Below are 15345 nucleotides of genomic sequence, written 5' to 3'. Positions count from 1 at the left end.
TACCGAATGATCGGTTGGTAACCAGTATGCATCGAAGTGACCCCGGGCACAAGAGCGGCTTCGCCGCACGTGCGTGAAAGTTCGTAGCAGGGGTCGAGTTTCCACTCACATGCCGACGAAGGAGGCTCTCTTCTTCGCGAGGAAGGCATCGACGGCTGCCTTGTGGTCGGCGGTCTGTCCCAGAGCGGTTTGCGCCTGGGCCTCGCGGTCCAGTGCGTCGGACAGTCCGGACCGCGCGATCAGGGATTTGACCTGCCTGTACGCCTGAGTGGGTCCGGCAGCGAGTGACGCGGCCAGCGTGTGTGCTGTCTCGAGTACGTCCCCGTCGTCGACGACGCGATGCACCAGGCCCCAGTCGAGGGCCTGCGCAGCGGTGACCTTGTCTCCGAGCAGCATAAATCCCGCGGCCCGGCTCGATCCCAGCGCCTCGACCAGCGAGCAACTCAACCCCGAGTCACTGGCCAGGGCGATACCGGTGAACGCCGTCGCGAACGACGACTTGGTGCCGGCCACTCGGATGTCTCCGGCGAGTGCAATTCCGAGACCCGCGCCGACGCACGCGCCGGGGATGGCCACGACTATCGGCACCTCGAGCGCTTCGAGCCCTCGGATGACCGGGTTGTAATGCTCGCCGACGGTATCCATCGCCGTGGCCGGGTCGGCTTCGAGCGCGGTGACGTGCTCGCCGAGGTCCTGGCCGACGCAGAAGTTCTTGCCCTCCGCGGTGATGAGCACCGCGCGCACGCTGGGTGCGGCGGCGTTCTGCACTGCAGACATCAGGCCGACTTTCGTCATGACGTCGAGGGCGTTGTGTGCTTCGGAGCGCACGAGAGTGATGGTCGCCAGGCCGTCGGTGACATCGAACCGTACCGTCATGCGTTCGTCCAATCGTGAAAGCCGCGACCGGACTTGCGTCCGATGTCACCGCGAGCAACCATGTCTCGCAACAACTGCGGGGGAGTGAACCTGTCGCCGAGGGTCGACGCCAGGTGTTCTGCGATGGCGAGCCGAACGTCCAACCCGACGAGGTCGGTGGACCGCAACGGACCCATCGGATGCTTGTAGCCGAGTTCCATGGCGCGGTCGATCGATTCGGCGTCGGCGACGCCTTCCTCCAGCATCCGGATGGCCTCGAGTCCGAGGCACACGCCGAGCCGGGAGGTAGCGAACCCGGGGGAGTCGTTGACGAGCACCTCGGTTTTGCCGAGCAGTGACACCCACTGCTGCACTCGCTGCACGACGTCTAGGGAAGTGGCCGGAGCGCGCACGATCTCGACGAGAGTCGACGCCGGAACCGGGTTGAAGAAGTGCATCCCGATGAAGCGGCTCGGATCACTCAGTGCTGCACCGAGTTCCGCGATGGAGATCGAGCTCGTGTTCGACGCGATGACCGTGTCGGGCCCGGCGATCTTGTCGACGAGAGCCAGTACCTCGACCTTGAGCGACGGGATCTCGGGTACCGCTTCGACAACCACGTCCAGGTCGGCAGCAAGATCTGCGGGGCCGGCGACGGTGGAGACCCGGGCGAGAATCGCAGCGGGGTCCTCGCTGAGCTTGCCGCGTTCGTGCGCCCGGTCCAGCCCGGTCGAGACTCGGCCGAGGGCTGCAGTCTGGTCGGCTGCTTCGGCGATGACGACGCTCGAGCCGAGGGCCGCGAACACCTGGGCAATACCTGCACCCATGCGGCCACCACCGACAACAGCTACTTTCACAGGGACTGTCATTTCTTCTTCTCCAGAAATGCCGTCATGCGGCGTTGTTTGTCTTCGGTCTCGAACAGAACAGCCTGCGCGATGTCGTCGGCCCATGGGTGCGAACCGGGCGCATCGAGAATCTTCTTGGTGAGTTTCAGTGCCAGTGGTGCTTGCTTGGCAACGCGATCCGCGAGGGAATGCGCTGCAGCCAACGGCTCGTCGACGACGTCCAGCACCAGGCCGCACCGAAGTGCCACCTCTGCGTCGAGTGTCCGGCCACCGAGAAGCACCTGCTTCGCTACGGACACGCCCACCAGCGTCGGCAGCCGGTAGCTGGCTCCGGCGGCAGCCATGATGCCCAGTCCCGGTTCGGGATTACCGAAGACTGCGGTCGACGACGCGATCCGGATGTCGCAGGCATAGGACAGTTCGGCTCCACCGCCGAGGGCGAAGCCGCGGACGGCTGCGATCGTCGGCAGGGGCAGTGCTGCAATGCGATCGAACAGGTTTCGGTTGATGCCGCGCAGTGCGTCGTCGCGAGTGCGGGCCCGCAACTGGTTGATGTCGGCACCGCCGGCAAAATGCTCGCCTGCTCCGGTCAGGATCACGATCCTGGGATCCTGCTCCACGAGCGCGCACACCTCGTGCAGCTCACCGATCATGTCGGAATCGATTGCATTGCGCTGCTTCTCGCGACTCAGGGTGACGACAACGCGGTCCGTCGACTCCTCGACGATGAGCGTGTTCACGGTGCCTCGATCAACATCGACACGCCTTGCCCGACGCCGACGCACAGTGTCGCAAGGCCACGGGCGGCCTTCTCGCGTTCCATCCGGCCCAACAGCGTCAACAGAATTCGAGCACCCGACGAGCCGAGAGGGTGGCCGAGGGCGATGGCCCCGCCGTCGGCGTTGACGATGTCCTCGTCGAGCTTCAGCTGGCGGATGACGCCGAGGGACTGTGCCGCGAAGGCCTCGTTGAGTTCGACGGCACCGAGGTCGTCGATCGACCATCCCGCGCGAGTGAGCGCCTTCTGCGTGGACGGGACCGGCCCGAGTCCCATGATGTGGGGCGCAATGCCGGCGCTCGCGCTGGTGACGATGCGGCCGCGAACCTCGAGGCCGTACGTGCGCACGGCTTCTTCCGAGGCCACCACCAATGCCGATGCCCCGTCGGTGAACGGTGACGACGTGCCGGCGGTGACGATTCCGCCCTTTCGGAACACGGTCTTCAGGGTGCCGAGCTTGTCCAACGTGGTTCCGCGGCGCGGCGTCTCGTCCTCGGTGACCTCGCCGTTCTTGGTGCTGACGGGCACGATCTCGTCGGCGAAGCGCCCGGCATCCTGGGCGGCGATGGCACGCTGCTGACTGCGGAAGGCGAAGGCGTCGGACTCTTCACGGGTGATGCCTTCGCTGAGCGCGACCTCTTCGGCGGTCTCACCCATCGACAATGTGATCTTGGGGTCGGTCCCCGCGTCGTGCGCTGCGAAGGTCGGGTTGGTGAATCGCCAGCCGAGGGAGGTATCGAAGATCTCGCCGGGCTTGGCCCACGCCGTCCCGGGCTTGGCCATGACCCATGGCGCGCGCGTCATGGACTCGACGCCACCGGCGACGATGATGTCGGCCTCACCGCTGCGAATGGTGCTCGCGGCGTTGGCTACTGCGGTCAGTCCGCTCGCGCACAGGCGATTGACGGTATATCCCGGCACCGACTGGGGCAGACCTGCGAGCAGAACCGCCATTCTGGCCACATCGCGATTGTCCTCGCCTGCCTGGTTGGCCGCACCCAGAATCACCTCGTCGATTCGGTCGACGGGTACGCCCGCTCTGCGGACCGCTTCGGCCACGACCAGTCCGGCGAGATCGTCGGGGCGCACCGAGGCCAGGGCACCGCCGTAGCGCCCGTGCGGGGTACGTGCGCCGGCCACGAGAAATACTTCGCCCACTTCGGTCTCCTTCGTACGATTACCTCAATTAATAACCGAACATTCGGTCGTTTGGCAAGGTTTGCTGTCCGCGGTGCTGTGGAATCGGCCGCCGACTGCGAAGATGTGGCAATGACAACCGCACGCGCGCCGCGCAAGACCGGACAGCCAGGGCGGCCGGGATACGACCTGGATTCGCTCTTGGCCGTGGCGGTCAAGGTCTTCAACGACCGGGGGTACGACGGCACCAGCATGGAAGTTCTGGCGAAGCGGCTCGGCATCACCAAGTCCTCGATCTACCACCACGTATCGGGCAAGTCCGAGTTGCTCGAGCTCGCACTGTCGCGGGCTCTGAATGCGCTGTTCGCCGTGACCACCGAGGATCGCGCCACCACCGGTCGCTACATCGACCGCCTCGAATACCTGGTCCGGCGAAGCGTGGACATCCTCTGCGCGGAACTTCCCTACGTGACGCTGCTGCTGCGCGTGCGAGGCAACACCGACGTCGAGCGACGGGCCCTCGCCCGCAGACGTGAATTCGACACGTTCGTCACCGGGCTCGTCGTGGCCGCCGCCGAGGAAGGTGACCTGCGTCCCGGCGTCGACCCGGCGCTGGCGTCCAAGCTCGTCTTCGGCACGGTCAACTCGCTCATCGAGTGGTACCGCCCGCGCACCGGGGGATCCGTCGAGGAATTGGCCGACGCCGTGGTCGCGCTGACCTTCGACGGCCTGCGCCGCACGTAGCGAGGGCATGCTCAGCCGGGTCGTTCCGCAGGCTCCACTCCTGGTCTTGACTTCTCGGCGTTCGGCGGCGATGGTAATTACCGACCGAACGTACGGTGAGATGGAGGCGTTGTGAGCAGACTTCTGGAAAGCTATGCCCAGGGCACGTGGTATTCCGCGACCGACGAGGGAACGCCGCTGCTGAGCGCCGTCGACGGCAGTGAGATCGCCCGGGTGTCGTCCAGCGGTCTCGACGTCGCAGGCATGATCGATTACGCCCGCACCGTCGGCGGCCCCGCGCTCGCAGCCCTGACGTTCCACGAACGTGCAGCCCTGCTCAAGCAACTGGGTCTGACACTTTTGGCAGGCAAAGAGGAGTTCTACCAACTCTCCCGGCACACCGGAGCTACCACCCGCGATTCCGGCGTCGACATCGACGGCGGTTTCGGCACCGTGCTGAGCTACGCGAGCAAGGCTCGACGTGAACTCCCCAACGAGACGGTCTACCTCGACGGCGCCATCGAGCAGCTCGGCAAGAAGGGCACCTTCCTCGGTCAGCACATCTACACCTCCCGGCGCGGCGTCGCCGTGCAGATCAACGCGTACAACTTCCCCGTCTGGGGCTTCCTCGAAAAGCTGGCACCCGCGTTCATCGCGGGCGTGCCCTCGATCGTCAAGCCCGCCAGCCAAACTGCGTACCTGACCGAGCTTGTCTTCCGTCGGATCATCGAGTCGGGGTTGCTGCCCGAGGGGTCGGTTCAGTTGCTGTGCGGCAGTGCCCGCGGTGTCCTCGACCACCTCGGCGGCCAGGACTCGGTGGCCTTCACCGGATCGGCCGATACCGCTGCGACCCTGCGCTCACACCCCAACGTCGTCGGCGAGGGACTCCATTTCACGGCGGAAGCCGATTCTCTCAACGCGTCCATCCTGGGTTCCGATGTGTCACAGAGTGATCCGGAGTTCGATCTGTTCGTCAAGGGTGTCTTCACCGAGATGACATCCAAAGTCGGCCAGAAGTGCACGGCCATCCGCCGCGTGCTGGTGCCGCAGGACTCGGTCGAACCCGTCATCGAGGCGCTGAAGGCCAAGCTCGACAAGGTCGTCGTCGGTGACCCGCAGGACGACGGCGTCACCATGGGTGCACTTGCCAGCATCGACCAGCGTGACGAGGTCCTCAAATCCATTCGTGGACTGATCAAGTCGGCCACCGTCGTCTTCGGTGATCCCGAGACCGTGGATTCACGGCCCGGTGCCTTCATGGCACCGGTCCTGTTGCGGGCCGGCGACAAGAGCGCACCCGAACCGCACGAGATCGAGGCATTCGGGCCCGTCTCCACCGTCATCGGTTACGACAGCACCGCAGACCTGCTCGACCTCGTCGCCCGCGGAAAGGGCTCTCTGGTCGCATCTCTGGTGACCAAAGATTCGGCCATCGCGCGCGAGATCGTCCTGGGCACCGCTCCGTATCACGGGCGCATCCTGGTCCTGAACTCTGAGGACGCCAAGGAATCGACCGGTCACGGTTCGCCGCTACCAGTACTGGTGCACGGCGGACCCGGCCGCGCAGGCGGTGGTGAAGAACTCGGCGGTATCCGCGGCGTCCTGCACCACATGCAGCGCACCGCAATCCAGGGAACCCCGGACGTTCTGACGGCCATCGGCAACAAGTGGGTCACCGGAGCGAAGCAGACGACCGGCGACGTTCACCCGTTCCGCAAGAACCTCGGCGAACTGCGACTGGGCGATACCATCGTCGGTGGCCCACGACAGGTCACCCGCGCCGACATCGATCACTTCGCCGAATTCACCGGCGACACGTTCTACGCGCACACCGATCCCCAAGCGGCGGCGGCAAATCCGTTGTTCGGCGTCATCGTGGCGCACGGCTACCTGGTGGTCTCGCTGGCCGCAGGGCTGTTCGTCGACCCGGCACCGGGCCCAGTCCTGGCGAACTTCGGCGTCGACAGCCTGCGCTTCCTGACGCCGGTCAAGGCCGAGGATTCGCTGACGGTCACGTTGACGGCCAAGCTCATCACCCCGCGTCAGAGTGCCGATTACGGCGAGGTGCGGTGGGACGCAGTGGTGGTCAACCAGGACGGTGACCCCGTCGCGACCTACGACGTACTCACTCTCGTCGCGAAGCCCGAGGCCGCGTCATGAGCGTACGAGTAGCCGTCTGTTACGGAATGCCCGAGGACCCGGCCGCCTTCGATCGGCACTACGCCGAGGTGCACGTGCCCCTCGCTCGGGCAGTTCCCGGCCTGATCGACTTCACCTGGGGCACGCTCGACTCGCTCGACGAGTCCCCGCCGCCGTACTACGCGATCGCAAGTCTGTACTTCGCGGACGAGGCGTCGCTGAAGGCAGCATTGGCATCGCCCGAGATGACAGCGGCAGGCAAGGATCTGCGGAACTTCGCAAGCGGTGGCGTCACGATGTTCACCCAGAACGAGCAGTCGGTGTTGCGGCCGTGACCGATTCGCCTATTGCGCGGGAGATGTTCGAGGTCGACGCCGCGTCCCGCAAGCTCGGCATCGAACTGATCGAGCTGTCACCCGGTCACGCGAGAATGTCGATGGTCGTGACCGAGGACATGGTCAACGGTTACGCCATCACGCACGGCGGATACGTCTTCCTGCTTGCGGATACGACGTTCGCTATGGCCTGCAACTCGCACGAGGATTCGGCCGTCGCTGCCCGATGCGACATCCGGTACCTCCGTCCGACGAAGGTCGGTGACGTCCTCGTCGCCGACGCCGTCGAGCGTGCGAGGTTCGGCCGCAACGGTATCTACGACGTGTCGGTGACGTGCCGAGACGAGCTGATCGCCGAATTCCGAGGCGACAGTCGCACGATAGCGCGCTAGCGATCCGGCGCGTGGAAGTACTGTGAGTCGGTGACCACTGCAGACCTGTCGGCGCTGGCAGACGCCACCGCCACTGCGGTGGGTGGTGCTGTGTCGGTGATGGATCCGCAGGGCTATGTGGTGGCGTATTCGTCGGTGCCGGGGCAGCCGATCGACGACGTGCGACGCGACGGCATTCTGGGCAAGCAGGTCCCGGCTCGATACATGGTGCATCACATCGATCCGGACTTCCGGCGCAGCTCGACCGTGCACGTCGTCGATGTGGCCGGTGCGCTACCCCGTCTGGCAGTAGCGGTTTCGGTCGACGGTGAGTACCTCGGCTCCATCTGGTGCATTGCGTCCGGTGTCGGCATCCGTCCGCCGGCCCCTGCGGCAGTGGCTGCATTGATGCGTGCGGCCGCAGCTGCAGTGCCGTTGTTGTCGGCCCGACATCATCCGGCCGATGCCGACAATCCCAGGGTGCATGCGTTGCTGACCGATCCCGAGGTCGTCACTACGCCGGGAAAGCGCTACGCCGTTCTGGCCGCAAAAGTGGAGTCGCCGCGAGCGCAGAAAATGTTGGTGCAGCTCGCTGGTCTGCTGCAGCTCACGTTCGGCAACGCGGGCGACTCCGGATGCATCGTCGACGGGAACACCGTCCTGCTGGTGGTGGAGTCCGACGACGAACGCGCGTTCGCTGCGGAGGCGGAGGAGGTTCGACGACGGGCGGAGACGGCCTTCGGTGCTGCGGTGAGCTTCGCGATCGGTGGCCCGGACGCCCGTCCCGCGATAGCGCTCAGACATGCTCTCTGGGTACTCGACGCGATCGAAACAGGCGCACAAACAACGACATTCGAGCAGAATCGGGTATCGGTCACTCTTCGGAGAGCGGGGGAGGCGCTGTCGGAGGTGTCGCTCGCGTTGCCTGCCGTCGAACTGATGCTGTCCTGCGATGCCTCGGAAGGTACGGAATACGCCGCGACGGTGCTGGCGTTGTTGGCACACGAGTCCAATGTCGCCGCCGCAGCAGCATCGCTGTACCTGCATCCCAATACCTTTCGCTACCGACTTCGGCGTACCAAGGAGTTGTTCGGTCTCGATCTCGACGACGTGGACACCCGTTTACTGGTGTGGATGTCGCTGCGGCTCACGACCGGGCGGTGAGGACCTTCCCTGGGTTGAGCAGGTAATGCGGGTCGAGCAGCTCCTTGATGCCGCGCTGCAGTTCCGCTGCAACAGAATCGAGTTCGGTCTCGAGAAGATCGCGTTTGAGCAGGCCGACGCCGTGCTCACCGGTAATGGTCCCGCCCAGCGAGAGGGCGAATGCCGCGATCTCGTCGAACGCGCGGTGTGCCTTGACCAACGATGACGGGTCCATCGGGTCGACGATGACCGTCGGATGGATGTTGCCGTCCCCTGCGTGGCCGACGACGCCGATGACGATGCCGATGCGCTCGGCGATGCGTCCGACCTCGTCGATCATTGCGGCGAGCTGCGAAATAGGAACGGACACATCGTCGACCAACGGTGAGCCGAGACGCTCGAGCGCCGGGTACGCCAGACGACGGGCCTGCACGAGTTGCTCGGATTCGACCTCGTCCTCGGCGACGGCCACGTCGGTCGCACCGGATTCGGTGCACAGTGCGGCAATCGCCTCGAGCTCCTCCACAGCGCCTGCACCGATGTCGGATTGGGCGATCAACACTGCTGCTGCGTCGGTGCCGAAGTCCATCCGCGCGTAGGCGTCGATGGCGGCGATGGTGGTGCGGTCCAACAACTCGAACAGGCTCGGAGTGATACCAGCGGCACGTATACGTGACACCGCCTCTCCCGCCGCGACGGTGGACGGGAAGGTCGCTGCCATGGTCAAAGGGGTCGCAGCGGGAAAGTCGAGGCCGACGGTCGCCTCGGTGATGATGCCGAGTGTGCCCTCGGATCCGACGAACAGCTCCGCCAGAGAGAGACCGGCCACGCCCTTGACGGTGCGTCGACCGACGAACGTCGCCCGGCCGTCGGCGAGTACGACTCGCAGGCCACGGACGAATCGTGCTGTGACGCCGTACTTCACGCAGCACAGGCCGCCGGCGTTGGTGGCGATGTTGCCCCCGATCGTCGAGGCCTCCCAACTGGATGGATCGGGGAGGTACGTCAGTCCTTGTTGTAGGGCGGCATCTTTCAACTCTTTGTTGGTGACGCCGGGTTGCACGACGGCAGTGCGGTTGACGACGTCCAATTCGACGATCGCGTTCATGCGCCGGGTGTTGAGGGCGATGACCCCGACGCCGGCATTCGCCGCTCCCGCCAGACCGGTCAACGCTCCCTGTGGCACCACGGGAATGCGATGTGCCGAAGCGATTCTCATGATTGCCTGCACGTGCGCTTCCGTGCTCGGCAGTACCGCTGCCAGCGGAAGGGCTGATTCGCAGAGGGCGGCTGCGTCGTGTCGAAAGCTCTCGAGGATATCCGGGTCGGTGACCACCGCATCCGTACCCAGAGCGCGCATCAGGTCGTCGATGATCGGAGAGTGATGAAAGAAAGTCGACGTGGGTGCGGCCATGAGTTCGAGTATGACCGGCGTCACTGTCGATGTCTGCGTCGTTCCGGACGAAGCGAGGGGCTCGGATCGGTAATTCCCCACGAAGTGGGTCGATTGTGCTGTAGAGAACGCGACCACCTTGACAAACTACGGTGGTGCCGGTCACAGTAATTACCGACCGAATGGACGGTGAGTTTTATCCGGTTCGTCGGTTGCCGAGTCCGCCGCTGTTCCTACCCCACGACACTCCGAACTGCCGCTTCCTCTCACGAGCGCCGGAGCCCGAACGAAACGAGACAAGTCGATGTCAACACAGGTCGAGACGCCTACCGGGGTGTCGCGTGAGCATCGCCGCGCCGCGATGGCCAGCATGGTCGGTACCACCGTCGAGTGGTACGACTTCTTCATCTACGCGCAGGCAGCGTCTTTGATTTTCGCCAACCTGTTCTTCGCACCGATGGGGACCGCGGGCCAGCTGGTTGCCTACGTCACCATCGGCATCAGCTTCATCTTCCGGCCTCTCGGTGCCATCGTGGCGGGCTACTTCGGTGACAAGATCGGCCGCAAAAAGGTGCTCATCGCCACCCTGACGCTGATGGGTGCCGCCACCGTCGGTATGGGACTGCTGCCCACCTACGCGACCATCGGCATCTGGGCTCCGATCATCCTGATCTTGCTGCGCATCCTCCAGGGCTTCTCCACCGGCGGTGAATGGGGCGGCGCTGCGCTGATGGCCGTCGAGCATGCGCCGAAGGGCAAGCGCGGAATCTACGGTGCGGCAACTCAGATGGGTGTTCCGCTCGGCATGCTCATCGCGGTCGGCACCTTGGCACTGTGCACCGGCTTGCTGAGCGAAGAGCAGTTCGAGGCCTGGGGCTGGCGTATTCCGTTCCTCATCAGCTTCGTGCTGATCCTCGTCGGCTTCTACATTCGCCGCCGCGTCGAGGAAACTCCGGTGTTCAAGGAGCTCGCAGAACGCAAGGAGCGCAACCACACTCCCGTTCGCGCACTGTGGCGCACCAACAAGAAGCAGGTCATGCTGGCCGCTCTGTCGTTCATCGGCACCAACGGCAACGGGTACATCATCGTCGGCGGTTTCATCGTGGCGTACTCGACGCGTGAACACGGGCTCGCTCGGGTGGACGTGTTGGTGGCCAGCCTGTTCGCGGCCATGGTCTGGGGAGTGTTCACACTTCTCGGTGCGTATCTGTCCGATCGCTATGCCCGCACCACCATCATGAACGTCGGAAACGCGGCAATGGTGTTGTGCGCCATTCCGTTCTTCCTGCTCGTCGACACCGGTGAGTTGCACTGGATCTACGTGGCCCTCGGTCTCTTCGCCGTCGGACTCGGACTCTCCTACGGTCCACAGCCGGCTCTGTACGCCGAGATGTTCCCCGCAGCAGTCCGATTCAGTGGAGCATCGATCGGCTACGCCATCGGCACCGTGCTCGGTGGAGCCTTCGTCCCAACGATCTCAGAGGCTTTGTTCAAGGGCACGGGTACCTCGATGTCCATCTCGATCTACCTGATGATTCTGGCGGCCGTCTCCTTCATTGCGACCTCACGGATCAAAAACCGTCGAGACGGGGATTTGAACGTCTGACACTCGTACGACGAAAGCCCCGAAACGATAGTGGTTCGGGGCTTTCGTCAAATGTATGCACGTCCGATTGCGACGGGTTCGGTGTGTGAGACGACATCGAGCACCGCATGGACGTCTGTTGACCGATCGAGAAGTGCGCACGCCGCATAGGTCGGAGATGCCCTTAGGCGCGCTCGACTGTCGATGGAACCAAACAACATGCGGCGAGTGACTGTTGTGCAGACCCGGGCAACGTTTCAAGCGTCGATGTCCCCAACGGCCTGGACGCGGTGTTTCCATCCAAGCTATGCCCCGTCGCTGAGGACATAGCTGAGAGCGGCAGGGGAGGTTCGGCTCGAAAGTAGAGCAGCGCTTCACGAGCGAATAGCAACTGTCCAGAAGCTGTGTTCGGCGCGACAGGAATGCGGCTACGCAGAGCAGCCAATCAACCCTGGGCGCAGAAGTATTGAATCGTGAGTCGCATCGATGAAATTGTCGAGCAAGTCATCAGCGGCGACATGTCCGCTGACGCTGCAGCCCTGGCGATTCGCGATGATCCGCCGGCACGTCGAGACATTGGCCGAAGCAATGCAGTCCCCTGCCCGAGCACGCAGCTCAGTGGTTCGACGTATGGGTGAGCAGCTCCCACTGGTGCAGGACGATGCCCTCACTCGCAATATCACTGCTGGTCGGTGTAGACGAGCGCGCTGCGGTCACCTGACCCGCCAGTCGGCAACGAGAAGCTCTACTGCCGCGATATCTTTTGTCAGGGAGTGACAAAAGGAAAGTAGGTGCGTAGATGGTTCGGGCACGCGAAACTGTGGCGCTACGTGTCGAACGCGAGCTGTCCTCGGTCGTCGGTGAGGCGGTGTTGGCGATCAGGGCGGCGATCCCGGCCTACCGGGACCTGCACGGTCCCCAGCTGGCCGACGTGGAAGGTATCGCATACTGGTCGCTACGAAGGCTCATGCAGATATGGAACGCGGACACCGCGGAACTCGACGATCGCGACCGGGCGCGGTTCCGCGCCATCGGTGTGGCTCGCGCCTCGGACGGGCGCCCACTCAGCGACGTGCTGCGCGCCTACCGGGTGGCGTCGAGTGTGTTCATCCGCCACATTGCCTCCGTTCACCTCGCCGACCTCGACCCGGCCGACATCGCAGAACTGAGCATCGCCGCGTTGGACGGAATCGATGCCATCTCCGAGGAAATCATCGGTGCATACACCGCGGCACGAGAACGACTGGCCTCTGACGGTGAGCACGCCCGGTCGGCGCTGCTCGACGATCTCCTGGCCGGCCGCCAGAACTCGCCCGGCGCGCTCGCCGACAGATCGCGAGAGCTCGCCCTCACCCTGCCCACCCATCCGACGGTTCTCGTCGTCGGCCGTGCCGACTCGACGGACACCGTCCGTCACGAGGACCTCGACAACGTCTTGGGTGCGCTCGGCGGCGACCGCGCAACGGAAGACGCGCAGTTGGCCACGCGCCGCGATCACCGCTCGGTGTTCCTGCTGCCTGCCGCCGTCGACCTCGCGGACGTCGACGCGGTGTGCGCGGAGCGGTATCTGCGGGGCTCTGCGGTGGCACGTCGTCCGATCACGGAGGTCAGCGCCAGCTACCGACTGGCCGCCGACGGACTCGGCGCAGCACCCGAGCACGCGTTCGATGACCGTGCCGTTCTCGACGAAGGCGACAGTCAGTTGCTGGCCCTGCTCACCGCCCGGCCGTACGCGGACACGAACGCCGTCGTCGCCGCCGTTCTCGGCACGCTCACCGAACCCGCCCACAACCACCTACTGGCAGGACTGTCCGCGTTCATCGCCACCGGAACCGCCACCGAAGCCGCCGCCGCCCTGCACGTACACCCTCAGACACTGAGATACCGGCTCCGACGGGCACGGGAGGTGACCGGACGTGACCCGCGCCGTGCGTGGCATCGGCTCGCACTCGACACCGCACTACAGCTACGTCAGCTGCAGCGACCCACGTGATCCGATATCGGTGCCCTGGCAAACTACGGCTTCTTACCGGGCTGTGACGTCGAGGTAAGTGTTCTCAGGGGCGGCGCGCCCCTCCGGTCTCGACTGCCGAATCGTCGGTGTCGCGGTCGGTGGTGGTGGTTCCTGAGACGGTTCCTGCGAGGGTGGGGATTGTCTGGTCCTGGGGGTGGTACGTGGCTGCTGGTGTGTCGAGCAGAAACCAGCCGCCGAGCGGGGGACCTTTTGGCGATGAATCGCGTCCGTTTCACCCATACCCCTGCTCGTCCCCGGTACCACTGCTCGTCCCCAGTACCCCCGCTCGTCGAGTGAAGTGGCGGCGCGTCGCGTGAGCGCCGACTGTGATCTGGGTATTCCGCCGGAGCAATAGCGTTGGACCGCCCTGCGTAGGGCGTTCATCACCTGGTGACAAAGCAGGGGTGACATCCGGGTGACCGGTGCTAACTTACCGACCGGAAAGTTTTGTGACCTACGACATACGTCCGGCCGTGGGCACCCCCCGACCCGACACATAACAGACAGGTGACACCGTGCTCCGCAGAAGTCGTTCGCTCTTGATCGTCGGCCTTGCCGCCGCCGCCATCCTCACCCACGGAGCAGCGGCGGTGTCCGCGCAGCCGGTCGACGACCCCTTCTTCCGCTACACCGGCACGGCCGCCCTGGAGAGTTACGCACCCGGATCCGTTCTCGGTGTGCGCACCGTCCCCTATCACCTGCTCAATGTGGCGACCCCACTCGACGCCGTGCAGATCCTGTACCGATCGACTGATGCGCAGGGACGACCGTCCGCCAACGTCACCTCGGTGCTGCGGCCCCCGAACGCGCAACCGGACAAGGTCATCTCCTACCAATCGGCGTACGACTCGCTCAACCCCGACGACGGGCCGTCCCGAGCCATCGCCGGTAACACACCCTTGCTGTCGCTGACACCGAGCGGACGGAACGTCGGTGTCGGAGGCTCCGCGGTATCCGGCGAAGGCACGGTCATCGCCCCGTTCCTGGCTCTCGGTTACACCGTCGTTCTCGCCGACACCCAGGGCCCTACCGCGGACTTCGCAGCCGGCCCCGAGTACGGAATGATGACCCTGGACTCGCTACGCGCTGCACAACAGGTACCGGGCAGCGGCGTCACCGACTCTTCCCGCATCGGTCTGCTCGGATACTCCGGCGGTGCCATCGCCACCAACTGGGCGTCAATAATGGCGGCCGACTACGCACCCGACATCGCAGACAATCTGATCGGTGCAGCCCAGGGCGGATTGCTGGTCAACCCGGCGAACAACCTCCGCTACGCCAGCGGCAGCATCACCTGGGGCGGAGTGGTCGGCATGGCCATCATCGGCATAGGACGCGCGTACGGAATCGACTTCGACCCCTACATCAACGACTACGGCCGCGAAATCATGGCGCACTTGAAAGACGCATCCATCCTCAACGTCCTCCTCCAATATCCCGGACTGCGATGGACGGACCTGGTCAAGCCGGAATACACCGATCCGAACACCGTCCCCGAGTACGTCGACGTGGTCAACAAGATCAACATGGGCCAAGCCCCCATCCCCACCGTCCCGATGTTCGTCGCACAGGCATCGAACGGGATTCTCGAAGGCACCCAACCGGGCCCGGTAGGCACCGGCCCCGGCGACGGCATCATGGTCGCCGGCGACGTCCGCGCACTGATGAACAAGTACTGCGACGCAGGTGTGACCGTGCAGTACGACGAGTACAACACCATCAGCCACATTCCCGGAGCCGCACTGTGGTTCCCCGGTGCAGTCGGATGGCTCCTCGACCGCTTCGACAACAAGCCGGTACCGACGAACTGCGGTCGCATCGCGCCCGGGAATTCACTCGCACCGCAGCAACATTCGCGCTGACGGCCTTACGCGACCTATGCCCGTGTCTTCCCACAGGTGTGTCGCGGTGGGCCACCCCGAGCGCACGCCCGTTATCTTTTAGCTGGTCCTTGAAACCGAGGGCTACGGTCGCCAGACCCGGTATGACTTCTCGCCCCTGTCATCAATGATCCGGGGGGTGGT

At 64.7% G+C, this 15345-nt stretch carries 13 protein-coding genes; 8 read left to right on the top strand and 5 right to left on the bottom strand.

The genetic code is table 11. From position 1 onward, the window contains the following. Nucleotides 1-105 precede the first annotated feature (105 nt). The 4 genes from AB0O58_RS24235 to AB0O58_RS24220 are packed head-to-tail and all read right to left on the bottom strand — an operon-like array spanning nucleotide 106 to nucleotide 3639. Complete coding sequence (locus AB0O58_RS24235; RefSeq protein WP_366238892.1) at nucleotides 106-876, bottom strand: enoyl-CoA hydratase-related protein; 771 nt, start codon at nucleotides 874-876, stop codon at nucleotides 106-108. Next, nucleotides 873-1724 carry a 3-hydroxyacyl-CoA dehydrogenase family protein gene (locus AB0O58_RS24230; RefSeq protein ID WP_032368686.1) on the bottom strand — a complete coding sequence of 284 codons (852 nt, stop codon included), beginning with the start codon at nucleotides 1722-1724 and terminating at the stop codon, nucleotides 873-875. Before AB0O58_RS24230 ends, AB0O58_RS24235 begins: the two co-directional genes overlap by 4 nt. Beyond that, complete coding sequence (locus tag AB0O58_RS24225) at nucleotides 1721-2443, bottom strand: enoyl-CoA hydratase/isomerase family protein (protein ID WP_366238891.1); 723 nt, start codon at nucleotides 2441-2443, stop codon at nucleotides 1721-1723. The genes AB0O58_RS24230 and AB0O58_RS24225 overlap by 4 nt, the downstream gene beginning before the upstream one ends. Further along, a complete protein-coding gene (locus tag AB0O58_RS24220) occupies nucleotides 2440-3639 on the bottom strand; it encodes a thiolase family protein (RefSeq protein WP_094651609.1) in 1200 nt (399 codons plus the stop codon). The genes AB0O58_RS24225 and AB0O58_RS24220 overlap by 4 nt, the downstream gene beginning before the upstream one ends. Nucleotides 3640-3750: 111 nt before the next feature. Here AB0O58_RS24220 and AB0O58_RS24215 point away from each other — a divergent pair, with 111 nt between their 5' ends. From AB0O58_RS24215 to AB0O58_RS24195, 5 genes are all read left to right on the top strand, one after another. Further along, a complete protein-coding gene (locus AB0O58_RS24215; protein WP_222095468.1) occupies nucleotides 3751-4362 on the top strand; it encodes a TetR/AcrR family transcriptional regulator in 612 nt (203 codons plus the stop codon). 111 nt (nucleotides 4363-4473) lie between these two features. Beyond that, nucleotides 4474-6501: a phenylacetic acid degradation bifunctional protein PaaZ gene (gene paaZ / locus AB0O58_RS24210; RefSeq protein ID WP_366238890.1), complete on the top strand. Its 2028-nt coding sequence runs from the start codon at nucleotides 4474-4476 to the stop codon at nucleotides 6499-6501. After that, complete coding sequence (locus AB0O58_RS24205; RefSeq protein WP_222066751.1) at nucleotides 6498-6815, top strand: EthD family reductase; 318 nt, start codon at nucleotides 6498-6500, stop codon at nucleotides 6813-6815. Before paaZ ends, AB0O58_RS24205 begins: the two co-directional genes overlap by 4 nt. A gap of 23 nt (nucleotides 6816-6838) precedes the next feature. Then, nucleotides 6839-7207: a hydroxyphenylacetyl-CoA thioesterase PaaI gene (paaI, locus tag AB0O58_RS24200; protein ID WP_045841663.1), complete on the top strand. Its 369-nt coding sequence runs from the start codon at nucleotides 6839-6841 to the stop codon at nucleotides 7205-7207. A 30-nt stretch (nucleotides 7208-7237) separates the two neighbouring features. Next, nucleotides 7238-8350: a helix-turn-helix domain-containing protein gene (locus tag AB0O58_RS24195; RefSeq protein ID WP_366238888.1), complete on the top strand. Its 1113-nt coding sequence runs from the start codon at nucleotides 7238-7240 to the stop codon at nucleotides 8348-8350. On the opposite strand, the gene AB0O58_RS24190 is transcribed toward AB0O58_RS24195, so the two are convergent. Further along, nucleotides 8334-9743 carry an FAD-linked oxidase C-terminal domain-containing protein gene (locus AB0O58_RS24190; protein ID WP_366238887.1) on the bottom strand — a complete coding sequence of 470 codons (1410 nt, stop codon included), beginning with the start codon at nucleotides 9741-9743 and terminating at the stop codon, nucleotides 8334-8336. The two genes, AB0O58_RS24195 and AB0O58_RS24190, sit on opposite strands and share 17 nt — an antisense overlap. A 283-nt stretch (nucleotides 9744-10026) precedes the next feature. On the opposite strand from AB0O58_RS24190, the gene AB0O58_RS24185 reads away from it, so the two are divergent. From AB0O58_RS24185 to AB0O58_RS24175, 3 genes are all read left to right on the top strand, one after another. Next, nucleotides 10027-11328, top strand: a complete 1302-nt coding sequence (locus tag AB0O58_RS24185; RefSeq protein WP_366238886.1) for an MFS transporter — start codon at nucleotides 10027-10029, stop codon at nucleotides 11326-11328. Nucleotides 11329-12106: 778 nt separating this feature from the next. Then, nucleotides 12107-13300: a helix-turn-helix domain-containing protein gene (locus tag AB0O58_RS24180; protein ID WP_366238884.1), complete on the top strand. Its 1194-nt coding sequence runs from the start codon at nucleotides 12107-12109 to the stop codon at nucleotides 13298-13300. Nucleotides 13301-13887: 587 nt separating this feature from the next. Further along, nucleotides 13888-15183 (top strand): lipase family protein, encoded by a 1296-nt coding sequence (locus AB0O58_RS24175; protein ID WP_366238907.1) that lies wholly within the window; start codon nucleotides 13888-13890, stop codon nucleotides 15181-15183. The last annotated feature ends 162 nt before the right edge of the window (nucleotides 15184-15345 follow it).

The sequence above is a fragment of the Rhodococcus sp. NPDC080181 genome, from assembly GCF_040702225.1.
GTDB lineage: Bacteria > Actinomycetota > Actinomycetes > Mycobacteriales > Mycobacteriaceae > Rhodococcoides > Rhodococcoides fascians.
This window is presented reverse-complemented; position numbering and strand designations above follow the sequence as displayed.

Excerpts from the sequence above, each read along its gene's own strand:
- AB0O58_RS24185 (WP_366238886.1), top strand. The coding sequence starts at position 10,027 with ATGTCAACACAGGTCGAGACGCCTACCGGGGTGTCGCGTGAGCATCGC.
- AB0O58_RS24205 (WP_222066751.1), top strand. The coding sequence starts at position 6,498 with ATGAGCGTACGAGTAGCCGTCTGTTACGGAATGCCCGAGGACCCGGCC.
- AB0O58_RS24180 (WP_366238884.1), top strand. The coding sequence starts at position 12,107 with ATGGTTCGGGCACGCGAAACTGTGGCGCTACGTGTCGAACGCGAGCTG.
- AB0O58_RS24235 (WP_366238892.1), bottom strand. The coding sequence starts at position 876 with ATGACGGTACGGTTCGATGTCACCGACGGCCTGGCGACCATCACTCTC.
- AB0O58_RS24230 (WP_032368686.1), bottom strand. The coding sequence starts at position 1,724 with ATGACAGTCCCTGTGAAAGTAGCTGTTGTCGGTGGTGGCCGCATGGGT.
- AB0O58_RS24190 (WP_366238887.1), bottom strand. The coding sequence starts at position 9,743 with ATGGCCGCACCCACGTCGACTTTCTTTCATCACTCTCCGATCATCGAC.
- paaI (WP_045841663.1), top strand. The coding sequence starts at position 6,839 with ATGTTCGAGGTCGACGCCGCGTCCCGCAAGCTCGGCATCGAACTGATC.
- AB0O58_RS24215 (WP_222095468.1), top strand. The coding sequence starts at position 3,751 with ATGACAACCGCACGCGCGCCGCGCAAGACCGGACAGCCAGGGCGGCCG.